Origin of the sequence: Sulfurospirillum oryzae, from assembly GCF_025770725.1 — a bacterium.
GTDB lineage: Bacteria > Campylobacterota > Campylobacteria > Campylobacterales > Sulfurospirillaceae > Sulfurospirillum > Sulfurospirillum oryzae.
This window is the reverse complement of the sequence record NZ_JANZKZ010000002.1, coordinates 248,891-275,234: the sequence shown is the minus strand read 5'-3', so window position 1 is coordinate 275,234 and position 26,344 is coordinate 248,891. Positions and strand designations below refer to the sequence as shown.

At 39.3% G+C, this 26,344-nt stretch carries 25 protein-coding genes; 9 read left to right on the top strand and 16 right to left on the bottom strand.

Annotated features, from left to right (window positions below):
• Window positions 1-2 precede the first annotated feature (2 nt).
• The 10 genes from nikR to N0B29_RS05850 all read right to left on the bottom strand — a co-directional run bounded on the left by nikR (window position 3) and on the right by N0B29_RS05850 (window position 11,585).
• Window positions 3-416 carry a nickel-responsive transcriptional regulator NikR gene (gene nikR / locus N0B29_RS05895; RefSeq protein WP_263832777.1) on the bottom strand — a complete coding sequence of 138 codons (414 nt, stop codon included), beginning with the start codon at window positions 414-416 and terminating at the stop codon, window positions 3-5.
• 80 nt (window positions 417-496) lie between these two features.
• A complete protein-coding gene (hypF, locus tag N0B29_RS05890) occupies window positions 497-2,716 on the bottom strand; it encodes a carbamoyltransferase HypF (protein WP_263832776.1) in 2,220 nt (739 codons plus the stop codon).
• Window positions 2,706-4,379: a hypothetical protein gene (locus N0B29_RS05885; RefSeq protein WP_263832775.1), complete on the bottom strand. Its 1,674-nt coding sequence runs from the start codon at window positions 4,377-4,379 to the stop codon at window positions 2,706-2,708. The genes hypF and N0B29_RS05885 overlap by 11 nt, the downstream gene beginning before the upstream one ends.
• A complete protein-coding gene (locus N0B29_RS05880) occupies window positions 4,376-4,915 on the bottom strand; it encodes a HyaD/HybD family hydrogenase maturation endopeptidase (protein ID WP_263832774.1) in 540 nt (179 codons plus the stop codon). Before N0B29_RS05880 ends, N0B29_RS05885 begins: the two co-directional genes overlap by 4 nt.
• A 12-nt stretch (window positions 4,916-4,927) precedes the next feature.
• Complete coding sequence (gene cybH / locus N0B29_RS05875) at window positions 4,928-5,602, bottom strand: Ni/Fe-hydrogenase, b-type cytochrome subunit (protein WP_263832773.1); 675 nt, start codon at window positions 5,600-5,602, stop codon at window positions 4,928-4,930.
• A 20-nt stretch (window positions 5,603-5,622) separates the two neighbouring features.
• A complete protein-coding gene (locus tag N0B29_RS05870; RefSeq protein WP_263832772.1) occupies window positions 5,623-7,371 on the bottom strand; it encodes a nickel-dependent hydrogenase large subunit in 1,749 nt (582 codons plus the stop codon).
• Between the two features lie 15 nt (window positions 7,372-7,386).
• Window positions 7,387-8,544 (bottom strand): hydrogenase small subunit, encoded by a 1,158-nt coding sequence (locus N0B29_RS05865; RefSeq protein ID WP_263832771.1) that lies wholly within the window; start codon window positions 8,542-8,544, stop codon window positions 7,387-7,389.
• A 232-nt stretch (window positions 8,545-8,776) separates the two neighbouring features.
• Window positions 8,777-10,120 carry a nickel-dependent hydrogenase large subunit gene (locus N0B29_RS05860; protein ID WP_263832770.1) on the bottom strand — a complete coding sequence of 448 codons (1,344 nt, stop codon included), beginning with the start codon at window positions 10,118-10,120 and terminating at the stop codon, window positions 8,777-8,779.
• Window positions 10,107-10,997, bottom strand: coding sequence for an NADH-quinone oxidoreductase subunit B family protein (locus tag N0B29_RS05855; RefSeq protein ID WP_263832769.1), 891 nt, complete (start codon window positions 10,995-10,997; stop codon window positions 10,107-10,109). The genes N0B29_RS05860 and N0B29_RS05855 overlap by 14 nt, the downstream gene beginning before the upstream one ends.
• Before the next feature lie 3 nt (window positions 10,998-11,000).
• Complete coding sequence (locus N0B29_RS05850; protein WP_263832768.1) at window positions 11,001-11,585, bottom strand: TetR/AcrR family transcriptional regulator; 585 nt, start codon at window positions 11,583-11,585, stop codon at window positions 11,001-11,003.
• A gap of 116 nt (window positions 11,586-11,701) precedes the next feature.
• Between N0B29_RS05850 and N0B29_RS05845 the strand changes: the two genes are divergently transcribed.
• Window positions 11,702-12,091, top strand: a complete 390-nt coding sequence (locus tag N0B29_RS05845) for a tellurite resistance TerB family protein (RefSeq protein WP_263833331.1) — start codon at window positions 11,702-11,704, stop codon at window positions 12,089-12,091.
• Window positions 12,092-12,122: 31 nt separating this feature from the next.
• On the opposite strand, the gene N0B29_RS05840 is transcribed toward N0B29_RS05845, so the two are convergent.
• Window positions 12,123-13,388: a glucose-6-phosphate isomerase gene (locus tag N0B29_RS05840; protein WP_263832767.1), complete on the bottom strand. Its 1,266-nt coding sequence runs from the start codon at window positions 13,386-13,388 to the stop codon at window positions 12,123-12,125.
• A 113-nt stretch (window positions 13,389-13,501) separates the two neighbouring features.
• On the opposite strand from N0B29_RS05840, the gene N0B29_RS05835 reads away from it, so the two are divergent.
• Window positions 13,502-15,217 carry a YgiQ family radical SAM protein gene (locus N0B29_RS05835; protein WP_263832766.1) on the top strand — a complete coding sequence of 572 codons (1,716 nt, stop codon included), beginning with the start codon at window positions 13,502-13,504 and terminating at the stop codon, window positions 15,215-15,217.
• A 48-nt stretch (window positions 15,218-15,265) separates the two neighbouring features.
• Window positions 15,266-15,787, top strand: a complete 522-nt coding sequence (locus tag N0B29_RS05830; RefSeq protein ID WP_263832765.1) for a hypothetical protein — start codon at window positions 15,266-15,268, stop codon at window positions 15,785-15,787.
• On the opposite strand, the gene N0B29_RS05825 is transcribed toward N0B29_RS05830, so the two are convergent.
• Window positions 15,752-16,606 carry a D-hexose-6-phosphate mutarotase gene (locus tag N0B29_RS05825; RefSeq protein WP_263832764.1) on the bottom strand — a complete coding sequence of 285 codons (855 nt, stop codon included), beginning with the start codon at window positions 16,604-16,606 and terminating at the stop codon, window positions 15,752-15,754. The two genes, N0B29_RS05830 and N0B29_RS05825, sit on opposite strands and share 36 nt — an antisense overlap.
• On the bottom strand, window positions 16,560-17,261 hold the full coding sequence (gene fliP / locus N0B29_RS05820; RefSeq protein ID WP_263833330.1) for a flagellar type III secretion system pore protein FliP: 702 nt from the start codon (window positions 17,259-17,261) through the stop codon (window positions 16,560-16,562). Before fliP ends, N0B29_RS05825 begins: the two co-directional genes overlap by 47 nt.
• 157 nt (window positions 17,262-17,418) lie before the next feature.
• Between fliP and glmU the strand changes: the two genes are divergently transcribed.
• The 6 genes from glmU to truA are packed head-to-tail and all read left to right on the top strand — an operon-like array spanning window position 17,419 to window position 23,137.
• Window positions 17,419-18,720, top strand: a complete 1,302-nt coding sequence (gene glmU / locus N0B29_RS05815; RefSeq protein ID WP_263832763.1) for a bifunctional UDP-N-acetylglucosamine diphosphorylase/glucosamine-1-phosphate N-acetyltransferase GlmU — start codon at window positions 17,419-17,421, stop codon at window positions 18,718-18,720.
• The gene (coaBC, locus tag N0B29_RS05810; protein WP_263832762.1) at window positions 18,713-19,924 is read left to right on the top strand and encodes a bifunctional phosphopantothenoylcysteine decarboxylase/phosphopantothenate--cysteine ligase CoaBC; all 1,212 of its coding nucleotides are present in this window, start codon (window positions 18,713-18,715) and stop codon (window positions 19,922-19,924) included. Before glmU ends, coaBC begins: the two co-directional genes overlap by 8 nt.
• Window positions 19,921-20,643: a hypothetical protein gene (locus N0B29_RS05805; RefSeq protein WP_263832761.1), complete on the top strand. Its 723-nt coding sequence runs from the start codon at window positions 19,921-19,923 to the stop codon at window positions 20,641-20,643. Before coaBC ends, N0B29_RS05805 begins: the two co-directional genes overlap by 4 nt.
• Before the next feature lie 6 nt (window positions 20,644-20,649).
• Window positions 20,650-21,378: a prepilin peptidase gene (locus tag N0B29_RS05800; protein WP_263832760.1), complete on the top strand. Its 729-nt coding sequence runs from the start codon at window positions 20,650-20,652 to the stop codon at window positions 21,376-21,378.
• A complete protein-coding gene (locus N0B29_RS05795) occupies window positions 21,371-22,396 on the top strand; it encodes an LptF/LptG family permease (RefSeq protein WP_263832759.1) in 1,026 nt (341 codons plus the stop codon). Before N0B29_RS05800 ends, N0B29_RS05795 begins: the two co-directional genes overlap by 8 nt.
• 6 nt (window positions 22,397-22,402) lie before the next feature.
• Window positions 22,403-23,137 (top strand): tRNA pseudouridine(38-40) synthase TruA, encoded by a 735-nt coding sequence (truA, locus tag N0B29_RS05790; RefSeq protein ID WP_263832758.1) that lies wholly within the window; start codon window positions 22,403-22,405, stop codon window positions 23,135-23,137.
• On the opposite strand, the gene N0B29_RS05785 is transcribed toward truA, so the two are convergent.
• The 3 genes from N0B29_RS05785 to N0B29_RS05775 are packed head-to-tail and all read right to left on the bottom strand — an operon-like array spanning window position 23,131 to window position 26,334.
• Window positions 23,131-24,363, bottom strand: a complete 1,233-nt coding sequence (locus tag N0B29_RS05785) for an amidohydrolase family protein (protein ID WP_263832757.1) — start codon at window positions 24,361-24,363, stop codon at window positions 23,131-23,133. The two genes, truA and N0B29_RS05785, sit on opposite strands and share 7 nt — an antisense overlap.
• Window positions 24,353-25,447: a glycoside hydrolase family 3 N-terminal domain-containing protein gene (locus N0B29_RS05780; RefSeq protein WP_263832756.1), complete on the bottom strand. Its 1,095-nt coding sequence runs from the start codon at window positions 25,445-25,447 to the stop codon at window positions 24,353-24,355. Before N0B29_RS05780 ends, N0B29_RS05785 begins: the two co-directional genes overlap by 11 nt.
• Complete coding sequence (locus tag N0B29_RS05775) at window positions 25,447-26,334, bottom strand: NAD(P)H-dependent glycerol-3-phosphate dehydrogenase (RefSeq protein ID WP_263832755.1); 888 nt, start codon at window positions 26,332-26,334, stop codon at window positions 25,447-25,449. Before N0B29_RS05775 ends, N0B29_RS05780 begins: the two co-directional genes overlap by 1 nt.
• Window positions 26,335-26,344 lie beyond the last annotated feature (10 nt).

The following is a 26,344-nucleotide window of genomic DNA, read 5'->3' as shown; positions in this document are numbered from 1 at the left end:
GATTATGAAGCAGGGATTGATGCCTCAACAAGTTTAGAGAATTTAACCCCTTTAAGTCCTGCAATTTTTTGTGCAAAGTCTTTTATTTCAGATACTTTTCCTGTCACCATAATGGTCTCTAGGCAGTTTTCATGACTTACATGTACATGCGTATTGCACATAATGTTTATTTTTGCATCGTGTTGAATCTCCAATATCTTCTGCACAAGCTCATTTTGATGATGCGTATAGATCATGGTCAAAACACCAATAACATCACTATTGTCATCTTGCCAATCATCTTTTACGATCTTCTCGCGAATAAGATCTCTGGTAAACTCACTACGTGAAGCATACCCTTGAGCATCGACTTTTTTGTCAAGTTCTTCTAAAAGTTTTTCGGGGAGTGAAACACTAAAACGAATAATTTTATCCATGATCTATCCTTCATTAATATACTTTTGGTCATATTTTAGTCATACTATTCTTTAAATATTACTAGATAAAAAAATTAATATTACGTTGCAATGACTTTGTAGAGTTGACCAACACAAATTCCGCCATCATTGGTCGGTAATTGTAGCGGAAAATAGAGGTCATGCGTGATATTTTTCAGTATTTGCTCCATCAGGGTACGATTTTGAAATACCCCACCGGTTAGCATCACAGGATACGTATAGTGTGAAGATAGATGCAGAACAATATGGACAAGTGTGTTAATAAATTTAGAAGCAATCATGCGTGGTTCTTGATCTTGAAGCATTTGGATGAACATTGACTTAGAGTGAATTATTTTTTCGTCGATTTCAACAGCGTAATGCTCTGTAATCGAAGCATCATACAAAGCCTCGATAAGCAAGCCACTTTCTCCATCATAACTCACATTTCCCTCCATGCCACACAAAACGGCAACAGCATCAAAGAGCCTGCCCACCGATGAGCACAAAGGTGAATTAATCTTTTTGGTGTAAATTTGTTTGAGAAGTTTGAGTGATTTCGCATCAAAATAGTCTAAAAGGTGAATATCTGCTTTATCACCTAAAGTATCCCACAAAAGAGAAGCTAAAATACGCTTGATCTCTTTAATACTCGCATCGCCACCTAAAAGAGCAAATGGCTCAAACGACGCAACACGCTCATAACCACTTTGATCGCACACTAAAAACTCACCACCCCAGATGGTTCCATCATCACCATACCCCGTACCATCCCATGCGATACCCAATACTTTTTCTTTGAGCTTATGCTCACACATGACAGAGAGAATATGCGCATAGTGATGCTGCACCTGTACAAAAGGGATATTTTGCTTTTTTGCCCACTGTGTTGAAACATAATTGGGATGTAGATCGCCAACGATAAGATCGGGCGTAAAATCATAAAAGCGAGCAAAATTTTCTATCATCTTTTCAAACAGTTCATTTGAGGCGATATTATCCAAATCACCGATATAAGGACTCACAATAATCTGATGATTTAAATAAATAGCAATCGCGTTTTTTTGGTGTGCGCCTACGGCTAAGATTTTTCGCTCATCCGTTGAATCAATGCGAAAACTCTTCGGTGCAATACCACGCGAAGATCGCATCAAAAGTGTTTTATCACCAATGTACTGTAAAACACTATCGTCACTGGAATTGACTATTTCACGGTTGTAATCAAGATAATACTCCACCACATCATTGAGCTTTTGTTCTAAAACAGTTGCTTCGCTGATAATAGGCTCGCCCGAGCGATTGGCACTGGTCGCCACGATAGGGTTTTTGAGATATTCAAAAAGAATGACATGTAAAGGGGTATAGGGTAAAAAAACACCGAGCCGATCGATGTGAGGGGCTATCAGTGAGCTGATTTTAGAAGCTTTTGTGTGACGTTTTACAAGAACAATCGGACGAAGCAGTGAGCGAATACCCTCTTCTTCTTGAGCACTGAGTATACACTCTTCTTTGATCGCTTCAAGATTTTTAAACATAACAGCAAACGGTTTGGAAGGACGATGCTTACGCTCTCTCAAGTGTGCCACCACCGCATCACTCGTCGCGTCACAGATAAGATGAAACCCTCCCATACCTTTGAGTGCAACGATGTGCCCAGCATTAATCAAATCCGCTAATTTAACAATCGCCTCTTCATTCGTTCCAAGGAGTTCTCCATTTATGCTGCGCAGAAAAAGTGTTGGACCGCATTTAGAACAACTAATGGGTTGCGCATGATAGCGGCGATTGAGCGGGTTTGTGTATTCACTTTGGCACGCTTCACACATTACAAAGGGTTGCATTGAAGTGTATGGACGATCATAAGGAACAGTTTTGATGATGGAATAGCGTGGACCGCAGTTGGTACAGTTGGTAAAAAAATAGTGATAACGGCGATTGGTAGGATCATGCAACTCTTTAAGACAGTCATCACAAATGGACATATCTGGCAAAACAAGGGAAGATTTCGTACTTGCTTCATCACTATGACGAATTTCAAAACTCAGATCATCTTTACATGTAAGGATATTTTTTTGCCAAAAATCAATGCGTGCAAGTGGAGGAAGTTCTTTAAACAAAGCCTGTTCAAACGCATCAAGGCTCTCTTGAAATCCTTCTACCTCTATAAGCACACCTTTTGGATTGTTGAGTACAAAACCATGCAGTGTGTAACGTGAGGCTATGGTATAGACAAAGGGGCGAAAACCAACCCCTTGGACAATACCTTCAATGTGATAACTAAGGCGTGATTTACAGATCAATCGGCAACTCTTTATTAAAACAGAGTGTGTGATTTGGTTTGAGATTTTTGACTAACATTTCAGTCAAACGCTTATAACCAAAAAGAGAACCTGCTAGGGCTATTTTGAGATTGCCAAAATGCTCTTTATGGGAATCTGCCATATCAGAGATAAAATACGAAAGGCTTTCCATATAACCAAAGCTTAATGTCGTATCATCTGTTCCTGCAAGCTTATAGCTAATACCACTACGAAGCAACTTAACATAATTCAAATCCGAACTTAGAGCATCTTCTTTTTCCAAGAAATAATCAATTCTTGGACCTTTTTGACCACCAAAATCCTCTGCATTTTCGATAAGCTTTGAAGCCGCTCTATCAAAATCATCACTTAATCCTAAGGCAATTGCCATAATCTTCCAAAGTGAATAGATGTTTTTAGGCGTATCACTTGGAATAATCGTTTCAAGTGCTTTTGCATAAATCTCAGGAAATTGCTCTTTATAGTTTGCCACTAAACGTTCAGCACTTGGGCTACTGCGCTCAACTTCTGCAAAAAGTTCTGCAAAAGATGTCGGAATTAAAACCTCCACAAGATTGAGCATACCATGCTCTTTCGAGTAGTGCATAATCCTATCGTTGTGTGTTTTACTTAAGTAAACACAGCTAGATGTCGTATCAAAAAGTTGATGTTCTTGCATAATAGCAGCAAAAGCCGCGTGGGATGGCTCATCAAATTTTTTCAAACTTGCTTTGAGTGCATTTGAAGCATAACTTTGACCTTCAACAATCAAAATAGCACCATTTTCAAGAACACTAATGACCAAAGGCTCCAATGCTTCTTGTTTGACATCAAAATCAACAGTATAGACCGCCTTACATTGTTCCAATGAGGCTTTAAAAAGAAATAAAATCCCTTTGGCAAAAAGACGTTTACAGAGTTGATAGAGTAAAAGATCGTCTGCTAAATGCAACATAATGCGCGAAGTATTTAAAATCTCTTTTTGCGCAAACATTGCATTCACTTTTAAGCGAATTGAAGGTCGCTCCAATGTAGCAAGCGCTTTAATCTCATTCTCTCTAATAACAACCATACGTTCAACTACGGATAAATCTGTCGCGATAACTTCAGGTTTTTTAATGTTTGAACAAGCGTTTATGTTCTCGATTTTTCCAAAAACAAAATGTCCATTTTTGATTTTAATAGCTACGTTTTCACCTGCGGCAATGAGTTCTGCAACTTTTTCATAAAGCGCTTCATAACCCGCCGCATCTTTTACATGTAAAAGCTCTTGGCTGTTCTGTAAAAGCTTCAAATGGGCATCATTTGATGTGATTCCAAAAGGCGAGAGGTAAAATGAAGAATTTGGTGTATCAACCGCAGCCAATATTTTAGGCGTAAACTCAACACGATATGCCATAAGAGGGATTACTTCATCCTCATTAGGCATAGCATCGACGACTTCCACGCTGGAAGATTTAAAAAAGATAGATAATGGAAGAGAAGCAGAGAGTGTATCGGCAAACGTGCCTAACACTGTCTCATCAGCTTCTACAAAAAGCGTTACAATTGTCTCTTTGCGAATAATCTTATGGCTAATACCAAAATCACTCACGATTTCTTTCAGTAAATTTTCTAAAATACCGTTATTTGAAACATAATTAAATTCAAATGCTAAGATCATCGATCCTCCAGACAGGATGTGTTTGCCACACTTTGGATATCAATATCGCTGATTTGCTGATATGAAAAGCCTAATTCTACCAAATGTTTCAGTAAAACGCTCTCCATAACGCTACTTCCTTTAACGACAGCATCGGTCATTTGGAGCGTTGTATCTTCAATAACTTCGGGAATAATGCCCACTATTTTGGTAGGAGGACGATCTCCCACTAAATCCATCATAGAGAGGGTTTGTAACATTTCTACTTCATGCACACTACCTTGCCATGTAATAGAATTAGGGACATTTTCAAAATCGAAGAAGTAAACATCACCGATCTCGCCATCATTGGCATCAACACAATCAAGAACGATAAGATAGTCATATTCAACGATAATAGGGATTAATCTCTCTGCAAGGGTACCGCCATCAATAAATGTGAGGGTGTGTTCAGAAGAAGAAAACGCATACTTTTGTTCAACAAGGCGGCAAAGATGAACTCCGACGCCTTCGTCGGAGAACATCACATTGCCAATGCCCAAAATCAACACTTTCAAGCCAAAACTCTCTTAGTGTTTGTGTTGTTTATGAAATTTATAACCACTAATAATCGCATCCATTGAACCCTCTTTACCCATAATAGAGTTAAAGATTGCCATATAGATGTGAATTGGTAAGAAGATCAAAATGCCCCACATAACGATGTGGTGAATTTCTCTTACCATAGAAAGTCCGCCTAACATTGCTTCAATTGGTCGCATATAGTCATACAAGAAAAGACCAATGCCACCACCTTGATAACAGTGAACATACAAAATTAATCCTGTTAAGCTAATGATAAAAATCATTGCATAAAGACCAACGTATGCTACAAATTGCAACGGATTATAAACACCTCTTAAATGAGGGTGTTCCCCCATAAAAAGGTAATATTTAAGCTGTTGAAACCATATTTTTGGACTAATAAAATCTAAAAACGATACTCTCTCTTTTGAACTGATACGATCAGCGAAAAAGAGGTAGGTTTTAAAAAGGGTAATTGCAATAAGCAAAAACCCTGCGATTTCATGCCACATTCTGAACTTTGCATTCAAGAAGAGGATAGGCTCATCCGATGCTTCAGGAGCGATGAATACATAGGTTAAATAGAACCCTGTCACCGTTAATACAAAAATAGCAATTGCTCTAAGCCAGTGCGTCCAACGAAGCCCTGCTGAGAACTCAAATTCTATATCTCTTTTCATTGTTAGACTCCCTTTCGCTTTTAGCAAGATGCGCCGTTAACATTGACCTTATAACTGCTCATCTCATTACCTTTTGTATCCATAACATGTACAGCACATGCAAGACATGGATCATAAGAGTGGATGATTCTTACAATTTCAAGCGGTTGAGAAAGATCAGTGATCTTTAAGCCAATTAAAGACTCTTCATACGATCCTCTAACACCTTTAGCATCTTTTGGACTTGCATTCCATGTACTTGGAACAACTGCTTGGTAGTTTTCGATCACACCATTTTTGATTTTAACCCAGTGACTTAGAACACCACGTGGTACGTGACCAATGTAGCGACCTTTGTACTCTTTGTTTTTATCAATTTTGTAACTTGTACATGTTGAATCATCGACTTTAAGGTTTTTAATCAACGCGTTAAATGCTTCCAAACCATTGTCAGCAATGACTTTAGCTTCAATCATACGACATGCTGTACGACCAAGTGTTGAAGCAACTGCAGTAATTGGAAGACCTGTATCTTTCAAGAATTGATCTACAACAACTTTAACACGCTTGTTGCCAAGTGCATAGTTAATAACGATGTTTGCTAATGGTCCAACTTGAAGTGGTTTGCCATCATAACGAGGTGCTTTTACCCAAGTATATTTACCGTTTTCATCGATAACTTTCGTTGGAGCAAGTACGCCTTTGTCATTAATGGTTTGAGCATCTTTGAAACCTGTATAGTTAGGCTCTTGACGACCTTCATAAGGATGGTATGCAGCGTTATCTTTATACCATGAACGTGTTGCTTCTTCTGTAATTTTACTCTCATCCAATGTTTGAACTTTAAATGGTTTACCCGTAATAAGATTAACAACATCTTCGCCCATCATTACGCCGCTCTCAAACAAGAACTCTTTCGCATTGATCTGGAACTCTTTTTGTGTAAAGAGATTTGCAACACCAAGACCGCCTGTAACACTTGGCTCGCCAGCATACGCTTTTCCAGCCATAACAACGTCAGGATAGTAAGCACGGTTAACGAAATCTGCAATCTCTTTAAATTTCGTCATGTACTCGCCTAAACGTGAAGGAGATTGAAGATCCATAACACAGGTTACACCACCAACGGTTAAGCTTTGTGGATGCGGTTGTTTTGCACCAAAGATAGCCATCATTTGAGCGACTGTTCTTTGAAGTTCAAGTGCTTTAAGGTAGTGAGAAACGGCAATCAAGTTTTGCTCAGGTGTCAATTTGTAGGTTGCATGTCCCCAATAAGCATTAGCAAATGGTCCAAGGTTTCCTTTTTTGACGAATTCTGCCACTCTTTTTTGAGTTGCCATAAGAATATCTGCACCACACGCAATAGGTGCATCTGTATATTTAAATGCTTCTTCTGCTGCTTTACGAGGATCTGCTTTAAGAGCTGAAACAACATCAACCCAGTCAAGACCATGGAGATGATAGAAGTGTACAACGTGATCATGCAAGAAAAGTGCATTGTTCATCAATGTACGTGTCAATTTTGCATTAAGAGGAGGCTCAATTCCTAGAGCATCTTCAACTGCCATAATACCTGCTTTGTAGTGTGAGTATGTACAAACACCACAAATTCTTTGTACCATAAAGCCAGCATCTCTAGGATCTCTGCCTTTAAGGATAGTCTCGATACCTCTCCAAAGTGTTGAAGAAGAGTATGCTTCTGTTACAACGTTGTTATCGTCAACGATAACTTCAACCCTTAAGTGACCTTCGATTCTGGTTATTGGATCTACTACGATTCTTTTACTCATTCTCTTATCCTTCTATTATTCTTCAGTTTTTCCACTGCCCTTAACCGCAGCAATTGCTGCATGAGCCGCAATACCTACCGCAGTTGCAGTCAGAAGTGCAACACCGACTTTATCAGCAGTTTTATCAGCACCTTCACCGTAAACTGTATGGTAAAGTCTATCACCTAGAGGCTCTTCAAATGGTCCCATATTGTCCCAGAAGCCTGGTTCTGAACAACCGATACAACCGTGACCTGCTTGAACTGGCCAAGAAGTATGTTGGTTAAATCTCTCGCGTGAACAGTTATTAAAGGTATAAGGACCTTTACAACCCACTTTATAAAGACAGAAACCTTTTTTAGCACCTGCATCGCCGAACTCTTGAACGAATTCACCCGCGTCAAAGTGACCACGTCTTTCGCAAAGATCATGAATTCTAAGACCATAAGCCCATTTTGGACGATTGTAAGCATCAAGTGCTGGAAGGGTTCCAAAAAGAATATAGTGTAATACGTTACCAACAATATTTTTCTCACTTGGAGGACAGCCTGGAACATTAATAACGGGTTTATTTGTTACTTTGCTAAGAGGTTGAGCATTGGTTGGGTTTGGATGAGCCGCTTGGATACCACCAAAACTTGAACAAGAACCAATAGCAAAAATTGCTGCTGCAGCATCTGCTGCTTTTTGAGCACTTTTTTGACCTGTTTGTCCGTGTGGTCCAACAGTTAAGAAGAATTCGCTGCTTCCAGCTGGAATACCACCCTCAACCATTAAAATGAATTTACCTTTGTATTTCTCAATAGCACTCTCTAAATTGTGCTCAGCTTGCCAACCAGCAGCTACCATTAAAGTCTCATGATACTCTAATGAGATGTGATCAAAGATCAAACTATCAATTGTTGGAGCGTCTGTTCTTAACAAACTTTCACTACAACCAGTACATTCTGCCATGTGCAACCAAACGACCGGCAAACGATCTGTGAGCTCAGCAGCTTGCGCCATAAGTGGCGTAAATTCTGAAGGTAAAGACAACATTGCAGTAACACCTGCTGCCCACTTCATAAAATCTCTACGGCTGATACCATGTTCTTCCATCAATGCCGCAATAGATTTTTCCTCCTTAATTCGGGGGAACTTCTCAAGATTGCTAAGTCTCTCAGCAAGCCTTTCGTACAGTTTTGCGTGTTCCATCAGTTTCTCCTGTGTAAATTTTCCAAGATCAATTTTGACTCTCCATTCAGGCAATAGTTATTTACCTGAATGACTATTCATTAAGAATTAAATCAAAAAATGTTTCACAATATGCTGGGAATACAAGGAATTAAGGCTTTTTTAATCAAAGGGAGTAAATACGTAACAAAAAAAGAGGATAAAAAGAGTATTATATTAAAAATGGCTAAATTGTCACACGACCAACGATTTATTATTGAGTAGTACAAACCGAACAAACATCAAAACTTTTGAGGATAAAGTCCGCTTTGGTAAATGAATTTAGACCAATAAGTGCTTTTTGTGCCGTCGCAGGATTATCTCTATCTCCATTACCAAGATTCCAAACCGTTGGGGTGATAATGTTATAAGACTTAATCATTCCATGATGCGCCGAAACTTGATGAATGAGTGTTCCTCGTGGCGCTTCAATCACGCCCATGCCTTCGCCACTCAACGTGTGAATATCTTGTTTAGGAGGCGAAAAAGAAGGCTCTTTTAGATTGAGTTCTAAAAGGAGTGTTTTCGTCCGCGAGAGTAAATGGGCACATTCAATGACACGGGCAACAACGCGTGTTAACACAGCATCTTTAAATCTTCTGTGGAAATCCCGCATCAAAGGCTCTTTCGCTACCATCAAACGCGCCAATGGTCCTACTTCAAAATAACTTTTTTTATACAGAGCACTCTTAGAATAGGTATAACCTTTGTATTTGTCCGCAAAAAAAGTGTGATCTAAACTTTCATGCACATACTTAATATCTGCACTTAAAACCGTTGTTTTACTAGCTTTAAGAGCTCCTTCATACATAAAAGACTCGCCTAAAGCAAGAAAACGATCATAACTTCGGCCTAAACTATCAAAACCATATTTGAGCATTTCATCAATACCATAGGCAAGTGCGCAGGGAGCTGACATGACTTGCAAAGCTGAGTCAAAACTCAAAAATTCCTCAAGTTCCATACCGTATAAGTGCTCCTCACAAAAAGCAATGACACGATCTAGATACCCTAATGCATTTATGACATCACTTTTTAGAGGATCGCATGTAACACCACCTGGCATCACAAAGGAGCCATGAGGCCATTGCCCAGAAAAATGCGATCCCATGCTCAAACTCTCCATCACAGCTTGTTGAGCATGATACCAAAGTTTCTCTTTAAAAGCATTACCCTCATAAGATGGATCGGCTATTTTTTTGAGCTCTGGAAGAATCGTGAAAAAATACCATTTGATATGATTATGAATTTTCTCGGCATTGAGTGCAATTTCACGAATATCTTTGGCTTTTTGGCTTACATGTAAAACCTCCCCAGTGTTCGCTAAAAGAGATTCCATAGCTAAGACAGACGCCATCGCATGAGAATGAGAACAGATGCCACATACACGAGGTGTCAAGACAAGCGCATCTAATAAAGGACGTTTTTGTAAAATCTCCTCAATGCCACGATAGTTAAAAAATTTGATTTTAGCAAAATTAACACGCTCATTTTCCCATTCAAGCTCTAAGGTTGCCTCTCCTTCGATTCGTTGTATGATCTCTTTAGTGATCTTCATCTATCAACTTCTTTTCAAGTCTTTCAATCTTAAAGCTTTTGGCAATACCAGCAAGGCTATAATAAGCACGTTTGCTGATGCCAAAAGGCGTTTGAGGTAAAGACATATTTTTTTGTGTTTCAAAGAGTGCCATGTGAGGAAAATCAAACTCCGTACAGCCTAAACAAGGAGAACCTGCTCTGGTTTTAGAACTGACAGAATTCCAAAGAATTTTGTTACAATTGGCATGGCTCATAGGGCCTTGACAGCCATGCTCATAAAACAGACACCCCTCTCTTTCCCCTAGTTGTTTACTGTCAACTTTCCATTCAAAATATTCATTACGCAAACAACCGTGATGCGCCAAGTAAGCAAAAATTTCCTTAGGGCGTAAAAGTTCATCTAAAAGCAATTGATTGCCTTGGTGCAGCTCTAAAAGTGTTTCAACCAGCCACCTAGGATGCACAGGACATCCTGGAATATTAATTACATTTCTTTTTTCAAGCCAATAGCCGCCCCTCTCTTTTCCATTAAAAAGAGCTCCCGAAATTAACTCAGGATCACGCAGTCTAAAAATACCCCCAAAACTAGCACAACTACCTGCACAGATAATATGCTTGGCTCTGCTTGCAAAATTATCCAGTATCTCGTAAAAAGGGGTATTAAACCTTTGAAGCAAACGCTCATCATGGCTTAACGCACCTTCTAAAATCAAAAAATCAAATGGCTCATCACTTTGCAGCAGTGTTTCAAAACTCTGCGCGCCACATATTAAAGGATGATAAAGCATTTCAAAAGAAGCTGCAAAACTTGCCATTTGCGGGTAGTTCAAAAAAGAGTGGCTGTTGCCATTACATGTAAGACCTTGTAGCCAGACAATAGAGGATTTGCGAGACATTGACTATTGTTTTAACGCATTGTAAATATTTAAAGATATGTCATCCACATAATGCCTGAGATCTTTATCCAAAACCCCCTCGCCATTGAGGAAAACAAAACCACCTAGATACCCCATAAAAAGACCAAAAGCCGAGAAGAAATCTTGATTACGTAGCTCTTTTTTGGAGACACCATCTTCAAAAAAGATCATCAATTCCGTTACAAATGACGAAACACAAAGCATCCCTTCGCAACCATCTTTAAAGACCTCTTTATTGGCTAAATAAACACGTAAAAAGTAGTTAATATGCTGAGGTTTGGAAGAAGCCATTTCAAAATAAACAGCAACGATTTTTCGTATTTTTTCTTTAATGGGACACTCTTCTTCATTGACTGTACGAATTTCAGCGCCTAAAATATCGGATGAGTACTTGATGATCTCTTTAGCAAGCAACTCTTTGGAGGAAAAATAATTATAGATGTTGCCGACACTCATACCCATCGCTTTGGCAATATCGGGAATTGTAGTTGCATAAAAACCTTGTGTTGAAAACAGCATCAATGCTGCCTCTAAAATCTTTTCGCTTTTACGTCGTTTTTTATCCATTTGGCATATCCTTTTGAAATACACTTTGCTCATTTTAGCATGTTTATTAATATTTATTTAAAATGTTTTACTATAATTTCATCGATCCAATATTAAAGGAGTACAAATTGTTACTTATGAAACTCAAAACTGAAGAAAAATTTGCTTTTTTACAACTCGCGCAATATGTTGCAAAACAAGATGGAGAATACGGTCCCAAAGAGCGTGAAGTGATAGATGAATACTGCACCGAAATGGGCATTGAAAATATCGAAATTAACTTGGAACATTTTGTCTTGGAAGATACTTTAACTGTTTTTAGATCAGCACAAAGTCAAAAAATTGCTGCCCTTGCGCTGATGGTCTTGGTGCATATTGATGATCAATTTGGTATTTATGAACACAAAATTATGGATAAAATTGCACAAAAATTTCATCTAGGTGAGAAAGAAATGCATCTGTTTTCAATGTGGGGGAAAATGGGTTCATCACTTTACGAGCAAGCGCTCGTCTTTACTGCAGTTTAAAAAGCTGGGAATTTCTTCCCAGCCTAAAAGTCTAGTGAGCTTTTTTACCTGTATTTTTCTTCTCTTCGAGAAGTTTTCCTTCTAATATCTTCTTACCGCTCTCAACACCGGGTTGATCGTAAGTATTAACATTCATCATTTGACCAACAAGTGATGTTAAAAGCTCATAATAGAAAATCAACTTTCCGATGTTTTCTTCATCAATATGTTGAAGGGTAATTGTGTCGATTGGAATATCTTTTTTATCAAGAAGTGCTTCAATGGTCGAATCTGCTTGCATATTAATGAGATCGCAAAACGCAATGCCATTCATCAAATCCAAGTTCTCAAGTTCTTTAAGCGTAATGGCAGGTATTTTGATCTTATCGTCAAAATTTTCGATTTTAAGTACGGTAACACTTTTATCGCGAAGTCCTTCAACAATGAGCTGTAAGAACGAGTGTTGATCTTTTGGACCAATAAGCCCTACCGGTGTCAGACCTACGTTAAAGCTGCTGTGGCGCTGTTTTTTACCCAAACTCTCACCCCAAAGCTGAACATACCAGTCCGTAAAACAATCCAAACTCTCTGAATACGCAAAAAGCGTGTTGATGTTGTAGTGCATTGAGTTTTTAGCGTAATAGGTCGCTTTTTTCATCAACGTCTCTTTGATGTAACCATCTTCAAAGAAGCTTTTTTTAATCGCTTTAGCACCATCAAGCAGTCTTTGAATATCCACACCAACCAATAAAAGAGGTGCAAGTCCTGCCGCACTTAAAACAGAAAAACGTCCACCGACATTAACCGGAATGTGTAGAACAAACGAGTTAAATGTTTTAGCATGTGCTTCTAGTTTTGAACCATCATCGGTGACAAAGGTAAAGCGATAATCAAGTGAAATATCTTTAGCTTTTAAAAGGGAGAGAACATATTTGTAAACGGAGATTGTCTCAATCGTTGTGCCTGATTTACTGATGACAAAAAAGTGGGTATTTTTAATGTCTAGTTTATTGAGCGTAGAGCGAATGGATGCAGGATCGGTACTCTCGAACAAATGCAAGCGTTTGTCAAAATCACGAATACCCTGAAGCGCTCTAAAAATCGCTTTAGGGCCTAGTGAACTACCACCAATACCAATAATAGCAACGTCTTTAATCGCATCGTAGTCATTTTTTGCTTTAAACTCTTCTAGGTAATTAAGAAGTGCGCTAATGTCTTGATCTGGCAATGCATAGTAGCCAATTGTTTTTTGCTCTGCTACGATTTTATCGAAGATGCCCTCTTCTACTTTAATGTTAAAATAGAGTGAATTTTTCAAACTTATCCTCCAAATGATAATTGGTGTGATATTACTACTAACAATCTTAAAAAAGCCAAAACATAGAGGTGTTGTGGTATATTTTCACCTATTATCTAACGACTAGGAAGCCTATGTTTTTACCAACCACACACGAAGAGATGTTGGATCGAGGATGGAAACAACTTGATGTCATTCTCATCACCTCTGATGCCTATATAGACAGCCCTTACATGGGCGTTTCTGTCGTAGGGCGTGTATTGGAAAAAGCGGGCTATAAAGTAGGCATTATCGGGCAACCCGACATTACATGTAAAGATGATATTAGCCGTTTGGGTGAGCCAAAGCTCTTTTGGGGTGTCAGTGGCGGCAGTGTGGATTCGCTTGTGTCGAACTACACAGCTACAAAGAGATTTCGCAATTCTGATGATTATACCCCTGGTGGTATCAATAACAAACGACCTGATCGAGCGAGCCTTGTTTACACCAACCTTATCCGCCAAAACTTTAAAAACACGGTGCCTATTATGCTAGGCGGCATTGAAGCGAGTCTTAGACGTGTGACACATTATGATTTTTGGAGCAACAAACTTCGCAAACCCATTTTGTTCGACGCCAAGGCTGATTATCTCCTGTATGGCATGGCAGATAAGAGCATTGTTGAGTTTGCAGATGCCCTAAAAAAGGGGATTGAGCCTTTACATGTAAAAGGGTTATGCTACATTTCAAAAGAGCCAAAAGAGGAGTATTTAACGCTTCCAAGCCACGATGAAACGCTTGCGGATAAGCTCAAATTTATGGACATGTTCGACATCTTTTACCACAACAATGACCCTATCTCAGCCAAAGGGCTTTGCCAAAAAGTGGATGCTCGCTACCTCATTCAAAACCCGCCTGCACTTTACTTAACCACAGAAGAGATGGATGAAGTAAGCGCGCTTCCTTTTATGCGAGATGTTCACCCTTACCATAAAAAAGATGGCGCGGTTAAAGCGCTGGAGACGATTAAATTTTCCATTTCAACGCATCAAGGCTGTTATGGTGAATGCAGCTTTTGCGCAATTAGCGTACATCAAGGCAGAACCATCAGAAGCCGTAGTGAAGATTCCATTCTCAAAGAAGCAAAACACTTTACCACGTACAAGGATTTTAAAGGCATTATCTCCGATCTTGGAGGACCAACGGCAAATATGTACGGTTACGAGTGTTCTAAAAAACTCTCCAAAGGAACATGTGAAGATAAAAGTTGTATGTTCCCAAAACTCTGCAAAGCACTCAAACCAACGCATAAAAAACAACTTGATCTCCTACGCAAAGTAAGAGCACTCCCCGGCATTAAAAAAGCGTTTGTCGCTTCGGGTATTCGTTATGATCTTATTAGCGATGATAAGTCTTATGGGTATGAGTATCTTAAAGAGATTGTTGAGCATCACCTCAGCGGTCAGATGAAAATCGCCCCCGAGCACATCGACGATGAAATTTTAGCACTGATGGGGAAACCCGGAAAAGAGTCCTTAGTCGAGTTTAAAGCACTTTTTGATAGATTGAGCCGTGAGTCTGGTAAAAAACAGTTTTTAACCTACTACCTCATTGCCGCACACCCAGGTTGTGAAGAGAAGCACATGCACTCCTTAAAGCAGTTTGCGAGCAATGTGTTAAAAATCAATCCTGAACAAGCGCAGATCTTTACACCAACGCCTTCAACCTATGCAACACTCATGTACTATACAGGCTTACACCCTATAACGCGAAAGCCTCTTTTTGTGGAAAAAGATATGCACAAAAAAGAACGTCAAAAAGAGATCGTTGTCTCAAAAGAGCGCAAATTTTACAGTGGTTTTGATAGTTAAATAAAAATGATTTGTGCCGATTTAGGTTCTAATCATTAAGGAGTCATCATGCAAAGTATCAATGCCGCAAGCTACAGTTCAAACACCTTTGGATTTTCTCTTCAAACCAGCAGTGGTGACGTGATTGATCTTAGTATGTATGATGAACGCTCAACCGAACTCTCACAAGCAAGTGACGGTAAAACACAAACAACAACGATGACACTTACCCATGCGTATGGCTACAATTTCCATTATAAAGGCGATGGTATTGATGCAAACGATCAAAAAGAGATTGATGCGGCAATGAAAGTCATCCAGCCAATGATGGACGAATATCTTAAAAATGTACAAGAAAGCGACAGTCCAACAACGCAAGCAAAAACAACCAATACGGCTTATGACATCAACAGTAAACTACCAACTATCAAAGATCTCAATACACAAAATTATACAAACAATTCAATTTTAAAAAGCCTTGATAAGATTTTAGAAAAAGCCCAAAAACAGAATGAAAAAATGCTCCAAGAAGCACAAAAACTTTTTGATAGTATTTTAAAGCAGCAAAAGGGTTTTGATCTTTACATGTAAACGATCTTGGCACTTCAAAGGCTCTGTGATTCTCGCACTTTCAATGCAAAGCATTTGTGTATAGTCATCCTCTTTCATATCAGCTAGTTTTGAACTACCCTCAAGCCATGGATTCCACACAACAACATCGCTATGATTTTCGTGAAAAATGCTTATGGTACGATCATTCTCTTGAAGCAGAGTTTCTGGCTCTGGATGTGTGTAAATACGATCAATGGTTTGATTAACATGTAAAAATTCATCTCCACTTTTACACGACGCTCCATTTTGTAATGAGTCGTTATAAGTGCGACCAAGCCCTATCACTTTCACATCGTTAATATGCTTACATATAAAGTAGGAGTGAAGTGCAGCGGTGCTCTCTTTTTCTGCGTTTACATGTAAAGAGAGTTCAACATCGCGCCCCAAGTTCATTTCGAGTCGTGTGGTAAACGCATAAGACCACAGAGCACGTGTCGTTGCGGAGTCATGCAGTTCAAAGATGAGTTGCACACCCTCTTCGCTTTCTTCATGTTTGATCAAATCCCACTCTAAAATACGAGCAAATCCATGAGCGGGGCTGCCCGCTTTTCCAAACCACGGCCAACACAGAGGAATGCCACCTCGAAATGCTTTGCCTTTTTCAAACGTTGAAAGCTCCGCACTCCAAAAAAGTGGCTCGCCACCTTTAGGCTGAAAATGAATCAGTTGCGCACCTTGTCTTAAAATGGTTGCATCAAAAAGCGGATGGTGAAGTTCAAAACCTATTGGAGTATTTTTAATAGAGTGAGCGTTAATGGAAACTCTCCACGAGTTTTTGCACCAAAAGATTCCATCCATCAACAAGAACAAAAATCAAGAGTTTAAAAGGAAGTGAGATCATAACAGGAGGGAGCATCATCATACCCATTGCCATCAAAACGGAACTGACCACCATGTCGATAACAAGAAATGGCAAGTAAAGCAAAAAGCCGATCTCAAAAGCAGTCTTTAGCTCACTGATCATAAATGCTGGCATTGCCACGGTCAAAGGTACATCTTCAATGTTTTTAGGGTTTTCAAGGTTACGAATACGAAAGAAAAGCGCTAAGTCTTTTTCACGCGTATTGCGAATCATAAACGCTTTAAAAGGGGCAGAGCCTTTCTCAAATGCATCTTGGTAACTCATCTTTTCTGCCAAATAAGGCTTTATGGCGACCTCATACGACTCTTTCATCACCGGTTCCATAATAAAAAACGTCAAAATCATCGCCAAAGAGACCATCACTTGAGATGGCGGCATTTGCTGTGTTCCAAGAGCTTGACGCAAAAAAGAGAAGACGATCAAAAGACGTAAAAAGCTGGTCATCATAAAGATGAGTGAAGGCGCTAAGACCAGAATGGTTAAAACAAGAACGAGGTTAAGGCTGGTTACCAACTGTTGAGGTGAGTTAGGTGCGCTGAGAGAAAGATTGACCGTAGGGATTGTATCGGCACCAAAAGCCATCGGTGTCATACAAATCAAGAGTAAAAGTAAAATTCTCTTCGCGTTCTTCAAATGGCTTCCTTTAATATTATCTTGTGATTTTAGTTGGTTTTGCGTTAAAAACGTTTTAATCTTTAAACAACTTTTCGTTAAAATAGATTTAATCTGACTCTTAGGAACACAATTAATGAATATTTCAATTGCGATTATGGCTGCGGGGCTTGGAACTCGCATGAAGTCCACACTTCCAAAGGTACTTCATGAGATCAGCGGCTTTGAGATGTTATACCACATCATCAAAGAGGCACAAAAGATCAGCGACGACATCCATGTTATTTTATACCACCAAGCAGACCTTGTTCAAGAAAAAATGAACCGTCATTTTAAAAATATCCACTATAGCATACAAGACCATCAAAACTTCCCAGGTACGGGTGGTGCGATCCGTGGTGTTGTACCAAAATATGAGCGTTTGCTGGTACTCAATGGCGATATGCCTTTGCTTGAAGCAGAAAATATGCAAAATTTTACACATTTAGAAGCAGACGTTGTCATGAGTGCGTTTACATGTAAAGAGCCATTTGGCTATGGGCGTGTCATTATGGATGCCCATTATAACGTGGAAAAAATCGTTGAAGAGAAAGATGCGAGTGTTGAAGAGAAAAAAGTAACTGCCGTAAATGCGGGTGTTTACCTCTTTAAGACCGATTTTCTAAAAGAGAATCTTCCTAAACTTTCCAACCAAAACAGTCAAAAAGAGTATTACATCACGGACTTAATTGCTTTAGCCAATGTCGAGAACAAAACAGTAAAAGCCCTTTTTGTGGATGAAGCAACCTTTATGGGTGTCAACTCTAAATATCACCTCTCCCAAGCCGAAGAGTTGATGCAAGATCGCATTAAACGCCGTTTTATGGAACAAGGTGTGAGTATGCGCTTACCTCAAACCATCTACATTGAAGCGGATGTGCAGATAAAAGGTGAATGTAAACTTGAAAATGGTGTCACATTGCTTAAAGGAACGATGCTAGAAAATGCGCATATTAAAGCGCACTCGGTCATTGAAAAAAGTGTCATCAAAAACTCTGACATAGGGCCTATGGCTCGTGTTCGACCAGACTCAATCATCGAAGATACACACATTGGCAATTTTGTCGAGATTAAAAAGTCCACTCTCAAAGGGGTTAAAGCGGGACATCTGAGTTATTTGGGTGACGCTACCATTGATGAGGGAACGAACATCGGCTGTGGGACGATTACATGTAACTACGATGGTAAAGCAAAATACAAAACCATCATCGGCAAAAATGTTTTCGTCGGTAGCGATACTCAACTTGTTGCGCCTGTTACCATTGCGGATGATGTCCTCATTGCTTCAGGTACAACTGTAACCAAAGACATCCCTAAAGGAGCCCTAGCGATCAACCGTGAACCGCTTAAAATCATTGAGGGATTCTTCTATAAATTTTTTGGAAAAAAAGATGCGTAACAACCAACTCTTGGGTAAAAAAATCCTTTTAGGCGTAACTGGAAGCATTGCGATCTATAAAGCATTAGAGCTTATTCGCCTTTTTATCAAAGCGGGAGCTGAAGTTAAGGTGCTTATGAGCGAAGATGCCAAGCGTTTTATCACGCCTCTTACCTTTGAAGCGATCAGTCAAAATAAGGTTTTACATGTAGAAACAGAATCGTGGAGTGAAGGGCTTAGTCACATTCACACGGGTAAATGGGCGAACCTTTTCATTATAGCCCCTGCTTCGGTTAATACGATCAATAAACTCGCTCATGGCATTGCAGACAACCTTTTAACACAAACGGCGATCGCATTTACTAAAACTATTGTTCTAGCCCCATCGGCTAATACTAATATGATGCTAAACCCTATCACACAAGAGAGCCTTACCAAACTTATCTCACTTGGTTATCAAATCATCGCCCCGCAATCCAAATTACTTGCGTGTAATGACGAAGGTGTAGGTGCGCTTGCTGATGTTGAGCAAATTTTCTACACATGCGCTAGGCTACTTCTCAAAGAGTCTTTTTGGGTTGATCGAGAAGTCATTATCACGGGTGGTGGCACCATGGAGAAAATTGATGATGTGAGATGCCTCACCAACTTTTCCAGCGGAAAACAAGCCTCAGCCCTTGCTCTTGCATTTTACCTCAAAGGTGCCAATGTCACACTCATCAGCAGTGGTGAAACACCTATGGTTAATGCGATCAATACGTTACATGTAAAAAGCACGTATGAGCTTCAAAGTGCCCTTCTCTCTCAAATGCAATATGTGAATAAAAACGATAAAACCCCTTATCTTCTCATGGCAGCAGCCGTGAGTGATTTTGTACCTATCAAAACGCATGAGGGCAAACTCAAAAAAGAAGAGTTGGGTGAGACCTATAGCTTAGAGCTTAAACGCAATATCGATGTGCTCTCATCCCTTCCTAAAAAAGGCTTCAAAGTCATCGGCTTTAAAGCAGAGATGGATGAAAGCAAAGCGCTTGGTAATGCAGGTGCCATGCTAGAAAAAAAAGGTCTAGATGCGGTATGTCTTAATGTCCTTAAAGATCATAACACTTTTGGAAGCACTAAAAATGAGATCAGTTTTATCACCACTTCGCATGTCCAAAAATTTGCCTTAGCAGGTAAATTTGAGATCGCTGAACAGATTGTGGAGCAGTGTTCACACCTATGATCTCTACGCTTCATAAATTAGCAGGAATTGGTCAAGATATTGGGCATACCAGTAGTTCTAGTATCAATTTTAATGCCAATTTACCTGTAACCATTGAAGTACTCAAACAGATAGATGCCTTGCGTTATCGTTTGAAAATTGGACGAAAAGAGCTGACCACTAAAAGCAATCAAAACCTTAAAGTTGGGCAAAAATACTGGGCAAATTTTTTTGAGAGTAAAGGTGGCATCTTAACTATTTCAAACCTTTACAGACAGCCACAACTTTTTGAAAATGAAGCTTATTTTTTACCGATCTCCATTGAACAGTTATTTGAGAGAAAAAGCTTTAGTTTCAATGATTTCAAGGCTTTTTTACTTAAACAACTCAGCAACGAACAGCTCTCAAAGGAGCTTTTTAAAATATACGGCTATATGCTTCTAGCCCTCTCAAAAGCAACCATTCATATCCCTTTAATTCACCAAGGAAAAAAAGTCATGGTGCAGTTTCAAAAGCAGACAGATGAAACGCTTCTTATTTACCTTGCTTTTGAGCATTTAGGGCCACTATGGGGCATTTTAAGCCAAACAGAGCTTCATATAAGCGCAATGTATGAGAAAAGTTTCCATTATTTGCAAAAAGAGAGTGCGAAATTAGGTATCATTACACACCTTACTCTGCAAAAAGAGATTAAACCTCTTTTTGATCTGAGCGATATGGTATTAGATTTAAAGGGTTAGTGGGTTATGGAAGGCATTTTGATCGTACTTTTTGGACTTTGTATTGGATCGTTTTTAAATGTCGCTATTTTGCGCATGCCAAAAAATATGAGCATCAATTTTCCTGCCTCACACTGTCCATCATGCCTTCATCCGCTCAAATGGTACCACAATATCCCGCTCTTTTCATGGCTTGCTCTGCGCGGAAAATGCGCTTTTTGTCATGAAAGCATCTCTTTTCAATATCCTCTCGTAGAACTCTGCTCTGCCCTTTTGTATGGGCTTTGTTATCTACGCCTAGAGAATGTTCTTCAAGCACTTTTAGTCGGCAGTGTTTTAGCCCTTTTATTGGCACTGAGCATCATTGATCTTCGCTTTAAAGCGGTTCCTGATGCTCTCAGCCTGCCAGCACTTCTCATCGCTTTTTGTGTTGGTAATCCTCTGGTAGCACTGCAAAATGGGCTCTTATTTATGGGTGCATTTACCCTTTTACGCTTTCTTGTCTCGGCACTTGCAAAAAAAGAGGTTATGGGAGAAGCGGATATTATCATTGCGGGTATCATGGGAGCCCTGCTTGGCATAAAGCTGGGATTTGTTGCTATTTACATTGCGGCCGTTATTGCGCTAATAGCGTTTATGCTTCTGCGCAAACGTGGCTTGGAACTTCCCTTTATACCTTTTTTAGCCCTTGGTCTTTTAATCACATGGCTTTTTGATACACCCATTTTACATATACTGGAATTAATCTATGAATAGAGTTAGTCGCTATCTTTTACAACATTTTAGTGAGCTCTTTAGCTCGTTATTTTTTATTCTCTTTTTTATCACATCGGTGGTCTTTTTTATCAAAATTACGGCACTTACAGCCATTATCAAGATGAACTTTTTAGAGCTAGGAACACTTTATATCTACCTTTTGCCTAAAACATTGGTCTATACACTTCCTATTACGTTTTTTATTGCGCTTTGTATCACACTTTTTAACCTCTCCAAAGAGAATGAGACTATTGTCCTTTTTACGCTCGGCTACAATCCTAAAAAAATTGCACAACTCTTTTTATCACTCTCCTCCATACTCTCATTTTTACTAATTCTTGATATTTTTGTGCTTATCCCTATTTCAAAACAGCTCAATGCGAACTTTTTAGAGTACAAAAAAGCCGAAGCAAAATTTAATATCAAAGCCAATGAATTTGGTCAAAAATTTGCTGATTGGTTAGTTTATATTGAACACAGCGATGACAACAAACTTTACAGTGGTGTGACGCTCTACCAAGTCGCCACTCAAAAAGAAGATGAAAAGCTTATTATTGCCTCCAATGCAATAATTGACAATGAAAAAGGCGTCCTTAGACTTAACCTTGAACAAGGGAAAATTTTTGAGTTTACAAAAGATGCTATTCAACAAGTCGATTTTGAACGTATGCACATCAACTCACAACCAAAAACCGCTGTTGGAGCCATGCAAAGTATCAAAGAGTATTGGGATGGTGTTTTTGTTGATTCAAGACGCGCATACGATCTTTCATTTTTCTTGCTTATTGCACTTTTCCCTATTGCCTCAACGTTTATTGCACTCAGTATTGGTATTGTGACGTATCGTTATAACAAAGGTGGTATCTATATCGCCATGTTTGCAACGATCTCTATCTATCTTATTCTAACAACTCTCGTTTCAACGTGGCAGCCACAAATCGCACCACTCGTTGTTTTCCTTATAACTTTTTTTATCGCTTATAAAATCTATCAAAAGCGCATTCGTGCTGTTTTTTAAATTTCTATGCGTGTTAAAATTACTGTAAGTTATGATGGAAGTGCTTTTCATGGCTTCCAAATCCAAAAAAACGAAACAATCACAACACAGAGCGTTGCGGGGGCCATTACAAGAGCTTTTAGGCGTGTGAATGTTGATGCGACACTTGTAGGAAGTGGACGAACAGACACAGGTGTTCATGCAATGCACCAAGTCTTACATGTAGACCTCCCCTCTTTTTGGAGTGATCTTTCAAAACTTCAATCCCATCTGAATGGCTTTTTAAAACCTTACATTTTCATTCAGAGTATTACACACGTTGATTCTTCGTTTCATGCCCGTTTTGATGCAAAAAAAAGACTTTATCGCTATGTCTTATATGATGGTGCGTATCAGCCTTTTTTAGCCAATTATGCCTACCATGTAAAACCACTAGATGTTATGAAATTAAATGATTATGCACAAGTTTTTGTTGGATTTCATAACTTTGAGTATTTTAAAAAACTGGGTGGGGGTACAACGAAAGATGAGCGTACCATCTTTAAAGCAGGGGCGTATCGGTATAAAAATCTTATTATTATCTATTTTATAGGAGATGCCTTTTTGCGATCACAAGTGCGTATGATGTGTGGAAGTTTGCTCAAAGCATCTGAGGGATTGCTCAGTTTTAATGATCTTATCGCACAGCGTGATCGTCAAATGAAAGTGTCCACATCACTTATACCAGCGTGTGGACTTTACCTCTCACGCGTCTTTTATTGATTTAGCAGTAACTTTCCGTCCACAACAACTTTTTTGACTTTTCCATAAAGAGTATTGCCACAGTAAAGTGAATGTTTGTTGGTCACGGTATAGCTCTCTTTAGGGTCAAATAAAACTAAATCGGCATCGTATCCCACGCTAATGGCACCTTTTGTATGAGAAAGTCCCAATACTTCAGCTGGGTTTTGACAACAAATACGGATCAGTTCACCAAGAGCAATGACATCATTTTTAACCAAGAATGTATACGCAAGTGTTAAAAACTCTTCAATAGAGCCAATACCAAATGCCGCATCCTCAAATGCTACATCTTTATACAAAATGGACTTTGGTGAATGTGAGGAAGTCAGAACATCGATTAACCCCTCTTTGAGTGCTCCAACTAAAGCTTGTCGCTCTGTTTCCTCGCGAAGCGGTGGCATCAGTTTTGCATAGGTATTAAAACCATCGCAACTGCTATCATTTTTGCTCAGATGATGAATAGAAACTTCGGTGTAAAGCTTAGATTGAAGTGCTTTATGCTCTTTTGCAATCTCTAATGAACGCTTGGTTGAGAGTGATTTTAACACGACGGTTGCACCATAAAAACGTGCGAGTTCTGAAAGCTTTGCCACTTCGGCAGTTTCAGAGATTTTTGAAATGCCAGAAAGCCCTAATTTAGAAGCGATAACACCATCATTCATCAAACCATTGTCATCCAAATTTGGCTCGTAACATTGCACAAAGAAAGGTCTTTTTTTCATTGTAGCGTATTGCATGCCTCGACGAAGTAAGTTTGCATTACGATGAGAGTCTGCTAAGATTGCCGCTGCACCATTGTTTAAAAGCGTAGCGATATTATGAAGCTGATCTTCTTTTTCATCAGCAAGTGGAGCACTGATTTGAAGCGTGATTTTGGCTTGATCAATTTTAAATTTAACCAACTCAAGCAGCGTTGCACTGTCCAGTCGAGGCGTAAAATCAGACATAACCACCGCCGTAGTGACACCGCCTTTTAAACAACTGTTGGCAAGCTTATCAATATGCTCTTGATTGAGGCAACTGTTGGAAAAACGCACGTTAAGATCAATAAGACCAGGAAGGAGATAAAGTCCACTTGCATCAATGACTTCATGGGTAGATGCATCAAGATGATCTGAAACTGCAACGATTTTTCCCTCTTCAATCAGCACATCTTTACACGCAAGACCTTGCGTGGTTGATACAAAAGCATTTTTAATTAACATGGCTTCCTCGCTTTGATAATTTTTGTTTGAAATTCACAATACGCTCATAAGAAAGCGCTATGCGCTCCTCTTTTAACTCTCCATTTTTAATGGCATCGGTAATAATTTTATTAATCGTAAAAGGCATACTGGCGTTATCTGCAAAATAGTTTGTAAAGACTAATATATCTGCACCTGCATCAATAGAGCGAATGACGCGTTGTTTAAAGTCAACACTGCTTGCAATGGAATTTGTTCGCAAATTATCAGCAAAAACAACACCTTCAAAGTGCATTTTATCTCGAAGGAGCCCTTGAATAACCAATTTTGAAAAGAGTGTTGGATTTTTTGGGTCAATCTCTTTGTGCATTACATGCGACATCAACACAGCATCCATTTTACCAAAAGCGATGAGATCATAATAAGGTTTTAACTGTTCAAAACGCCATGTTTTGGTGACATCTTCTTCACTGGAAAAGTTATTCCAAAGATTAGCACCTGCTGTTGGAAAATATTTGACAACGGGCATTACACCCTCAGCATGAAGCGCATTAATAAAAAGCATTGCATACGTTGTAACGATCTCTTCATAGCTAGAGTAACTTCGTTGTAATTTTGCGCTTTCAAAGACATCGCTTTTGGGTTGAAGATCAAGCACGGGCGCAAAGTTGACATTGATACCGCTTTTAGCAAGATCCTGACTTAGCTTTTGGTAAAGTTGTTCCGTCTCAGAAATATCTTTACTTTTGAAGAGCTCATAAGCACTTGGGATTTCACTAAAGCCTTTTTTAGCTTCAAAATTACTCTTCTCTCCACCCTCATGCTCCACAGCAACAATTAAAGGAAGTCCTTTAGGTGCTCCTGATTTGAGATATTCATTGAGTTTTTTAAGTTGTGTCGGGCTTTGAATGTTTTTATCCATTAAGAAAACCCCGCCAATCTTTTCACGCTTAATGTCTTTGGCGATTTGGTCAACCCATTTATCACCCTCTTTGGTTCCATCAAAACCAATCATAATCATCTGGGCAATCATATCTTCCAAAGGAGGTGTTTTAGCGTGCAAAAGCGAAGAAAAAAGTAGGCAAGTAAGTAGGATTTTTAGCATCAATCAGCCAATAAATCTTTCACGCTTATTCGAGGCTCTTTGCCTTTTAGAATAAGTGCTATTTCATGGGCAATGGGTGTATAAATAGAATGTTTAGTGGAAAGCTCGAAGATTGCTTCGGAAGTAAACACACCCTCTGCCACTTCACCTAATTCATTTAAAATATCTTCAAGTTTTTTGCCTTCAGCCAAAAAAAGACCGACACGGTAGTTACGAGAGAGCGTACTTGAAGCGGTTAAAAAAAGATCTCCTGCGCCACTTAAGCCCAAAAAAGTCTCATCCTGCGCACCAAAGAATTTTCCAAAACGGCGCATCTCAACAAGACCACGGGCGATTAAACTCGCTCTTGCATTATTGCCCAGCTTTAGTCCATCGCAAATACCACTCGCAATGGCAAGAACATTTTTATAAGCCCCACACACTTCCGCACCAATGACATCTTTAGAAGTATACGTTTTAATAAATGTTGGGAAAAATGCGGCAAACTCTTTGGAGAGGGTTTCATTGGTTGAATTAATGACAACGGCAGTAGGAAGTCCTTGCATGACCTCACTTGCGAATGATGGACCCGATAAAAAACTGAGATGATCTTCGGGAACATGCTTGGCAAAAATTTCATTCAGAAATGCCCCACTTCCCTGCTCTATGCCTTTGGCAGCAACCAGAATTTTTTGACCACTAAATGTAAAATGCGCCTCAAGCCAGCCACGAACGACTTGAGCAGGAAGTGCAAAGATAAGGTACTCACACTTTAAAGCCTCTTCAAGGCTGACAAAGTTTTCAAGAGGTTTTATTTGGCGTGAGGTGATCTTACATGTAACATTACGAGAAAGTGCAAACTGAAGTGCTTGTCCCCATTTCCCAGCTCCAATGACCGCTATACTCACGCTCTCCCTC

What these genes read in the sequence shown, in the direction of transcription:
- N0B29_RS05835 (WP_263832766.1), top strand. Translation starts at nt 13,502, where the DNA reads ATGTTTTTACCAACCACACACGAAGAGATGTTGGATCGAGGATGGAAA.
- cybH (WP_263832773.1), bottom strand. Translation starts at nt 5,602, where the DNA reads ATGAAAAGAGATATAGAATTTGAGTTCTCAGCAGGGCTTCGTTGGACG.
- N0B29_RS05800 (WP_263832760.1), top strand. Translation starts at nt 20,650, where the DNA reads ATGGAAGGCATTTTGATCGTACTTTTTGGACTTTGTATTGGATCGTTT.
- glmU (WP_263832763.1), top strand. Translation starts at nt 17,419, where the DNA reads ATGAATATTTCAATTGCGATTATGGCTGCGGGGCTTGGAACTCGCATG.
- N0B29_RS05795 (WP_263832759.1), top strand. Translation starts at nt 21,371, where the DNA reads ATGAATAGAGTTAGTCGCTATCTTTTACAACATTTTAGTGAGCTCTTT.
- N0B29_RS05850 (WP_263832768.1), bottom strand. Translation starts at nt 11,585, where the DNA reads ATGGATAAAAAACGACGTAAAAGCGAAAAGATTTTAGAGGCAGCATTG.
- N0B29_RS05885 (WP_263832775.1), bottom strand. Translation starts at nt 4,379, where the DNA reads ATGATCTTAGCATTTGAATTTAATTATGTTTCAAATAACGGTATTTTA.
- N0B29_RS05855 (WP_263832769.1), bottom strand. Translation starts at nt 10,997, where the DNA reads ATGTCTCGCAAATCCTCTATTGTCTGGCTACAAGGTCTTACATGTAAT.
- coaBC (WP_263832762.1), top strand. Translation starts at nt 18,713, where the DNA reads ATGCGTAACAACCAACTCTTGGGTAAAAAAATCCTTTTAGGCGTAACT.
- N0B29_RS05825 (WP_263832764.1), bottom strand. Translation starts at nt 16,606, where the DNA reads ATGGATGGAATCTTTTGGTGCAAAAACTCGTGGAGAGTTTCCATTAAC.
- N0B29_RS05860 (WP_263832770.1), bottom strand. Translation starts at nt 10,120, where the DNA reads ATGAAGATCACTAAAGAGATCATACAACGAATCGAAGGAGAGGCAACC.
- N0B29_RS05780 (WP_263832756.1), bottom strand. Translation starts at nt 25,447, where the DNA reads ATGCTAAAAATCCTACTTACTTGCCTACTTTTTTCTTCGCTTTTGCAC.
- N0B29_RS05785 (WP_263832757.1), bottom strand. Translation starts at nt 24,363, where the DNA reads ATGTTAATTAAAAATGCTTTTGTATCAACCACGCAAGGTCTTGCGTGT.
- nikR (WP_263832777.1), bottom strand. Translation starts at nt 416, where the DNA reads ATGGATAAAATTATTCGTTTTAGTGTTTCACTCCCCGAAAAACTTTTA.
- N0B29_RS05830 (WP_263832765.1), top strand. Translation starts at nt 15,266, where the DNA reads ATGCAAAGTATCAATGCCGCAAGCTACAGTTCAAACACCTTTGGATTT.
- fliP (WP_263833330.1), bottom strand. Translation starts at nt 17,261, where the DNA reads ATGACACCGATGGCTTTTGGTGCCGATACAATCCCTACGGTCAATCTT.
- truA (WP_263832758.1), top strand. Translation starts at nt 22,403, where the DNA reads ATGCGTGTTAAAATTACTGTAAGTTATGATGGAAGTGCTTTTCATGGC.
- N0B29_RS05865 (WP_263832771.1), bottom strand. Translation starts at nt 8,544, where the DNA reads ATGGAACACGCAAAACTGTACGAAAGGCTTGCTGAGAGACTTAGCAAT.
- N0B29_RS05870 (WP_263832772.1), bottom strand. Translation starts at nt 7,371, where the DNA reads ATGAGTAAAAGAATCGTAGTAGATCCAATAACCAGAATCGAAGGTCAC.
- N0B29_RS05805 (WP_263832761.1), top strand. Translation starts at nt 19,921, where the DNA reads ATGATCTCTACGCTTCATAAATTAGCAGGAATTGGTCAAGATATTGGG.
- N0B29_RS05845 (WP_263833331.1), top strand. Translation starts at nt 11,702, where the DNA reads ATGAAACTCAAAACTGAAGAAAAATTTGCTTTTTTACAACTCGCGCAA.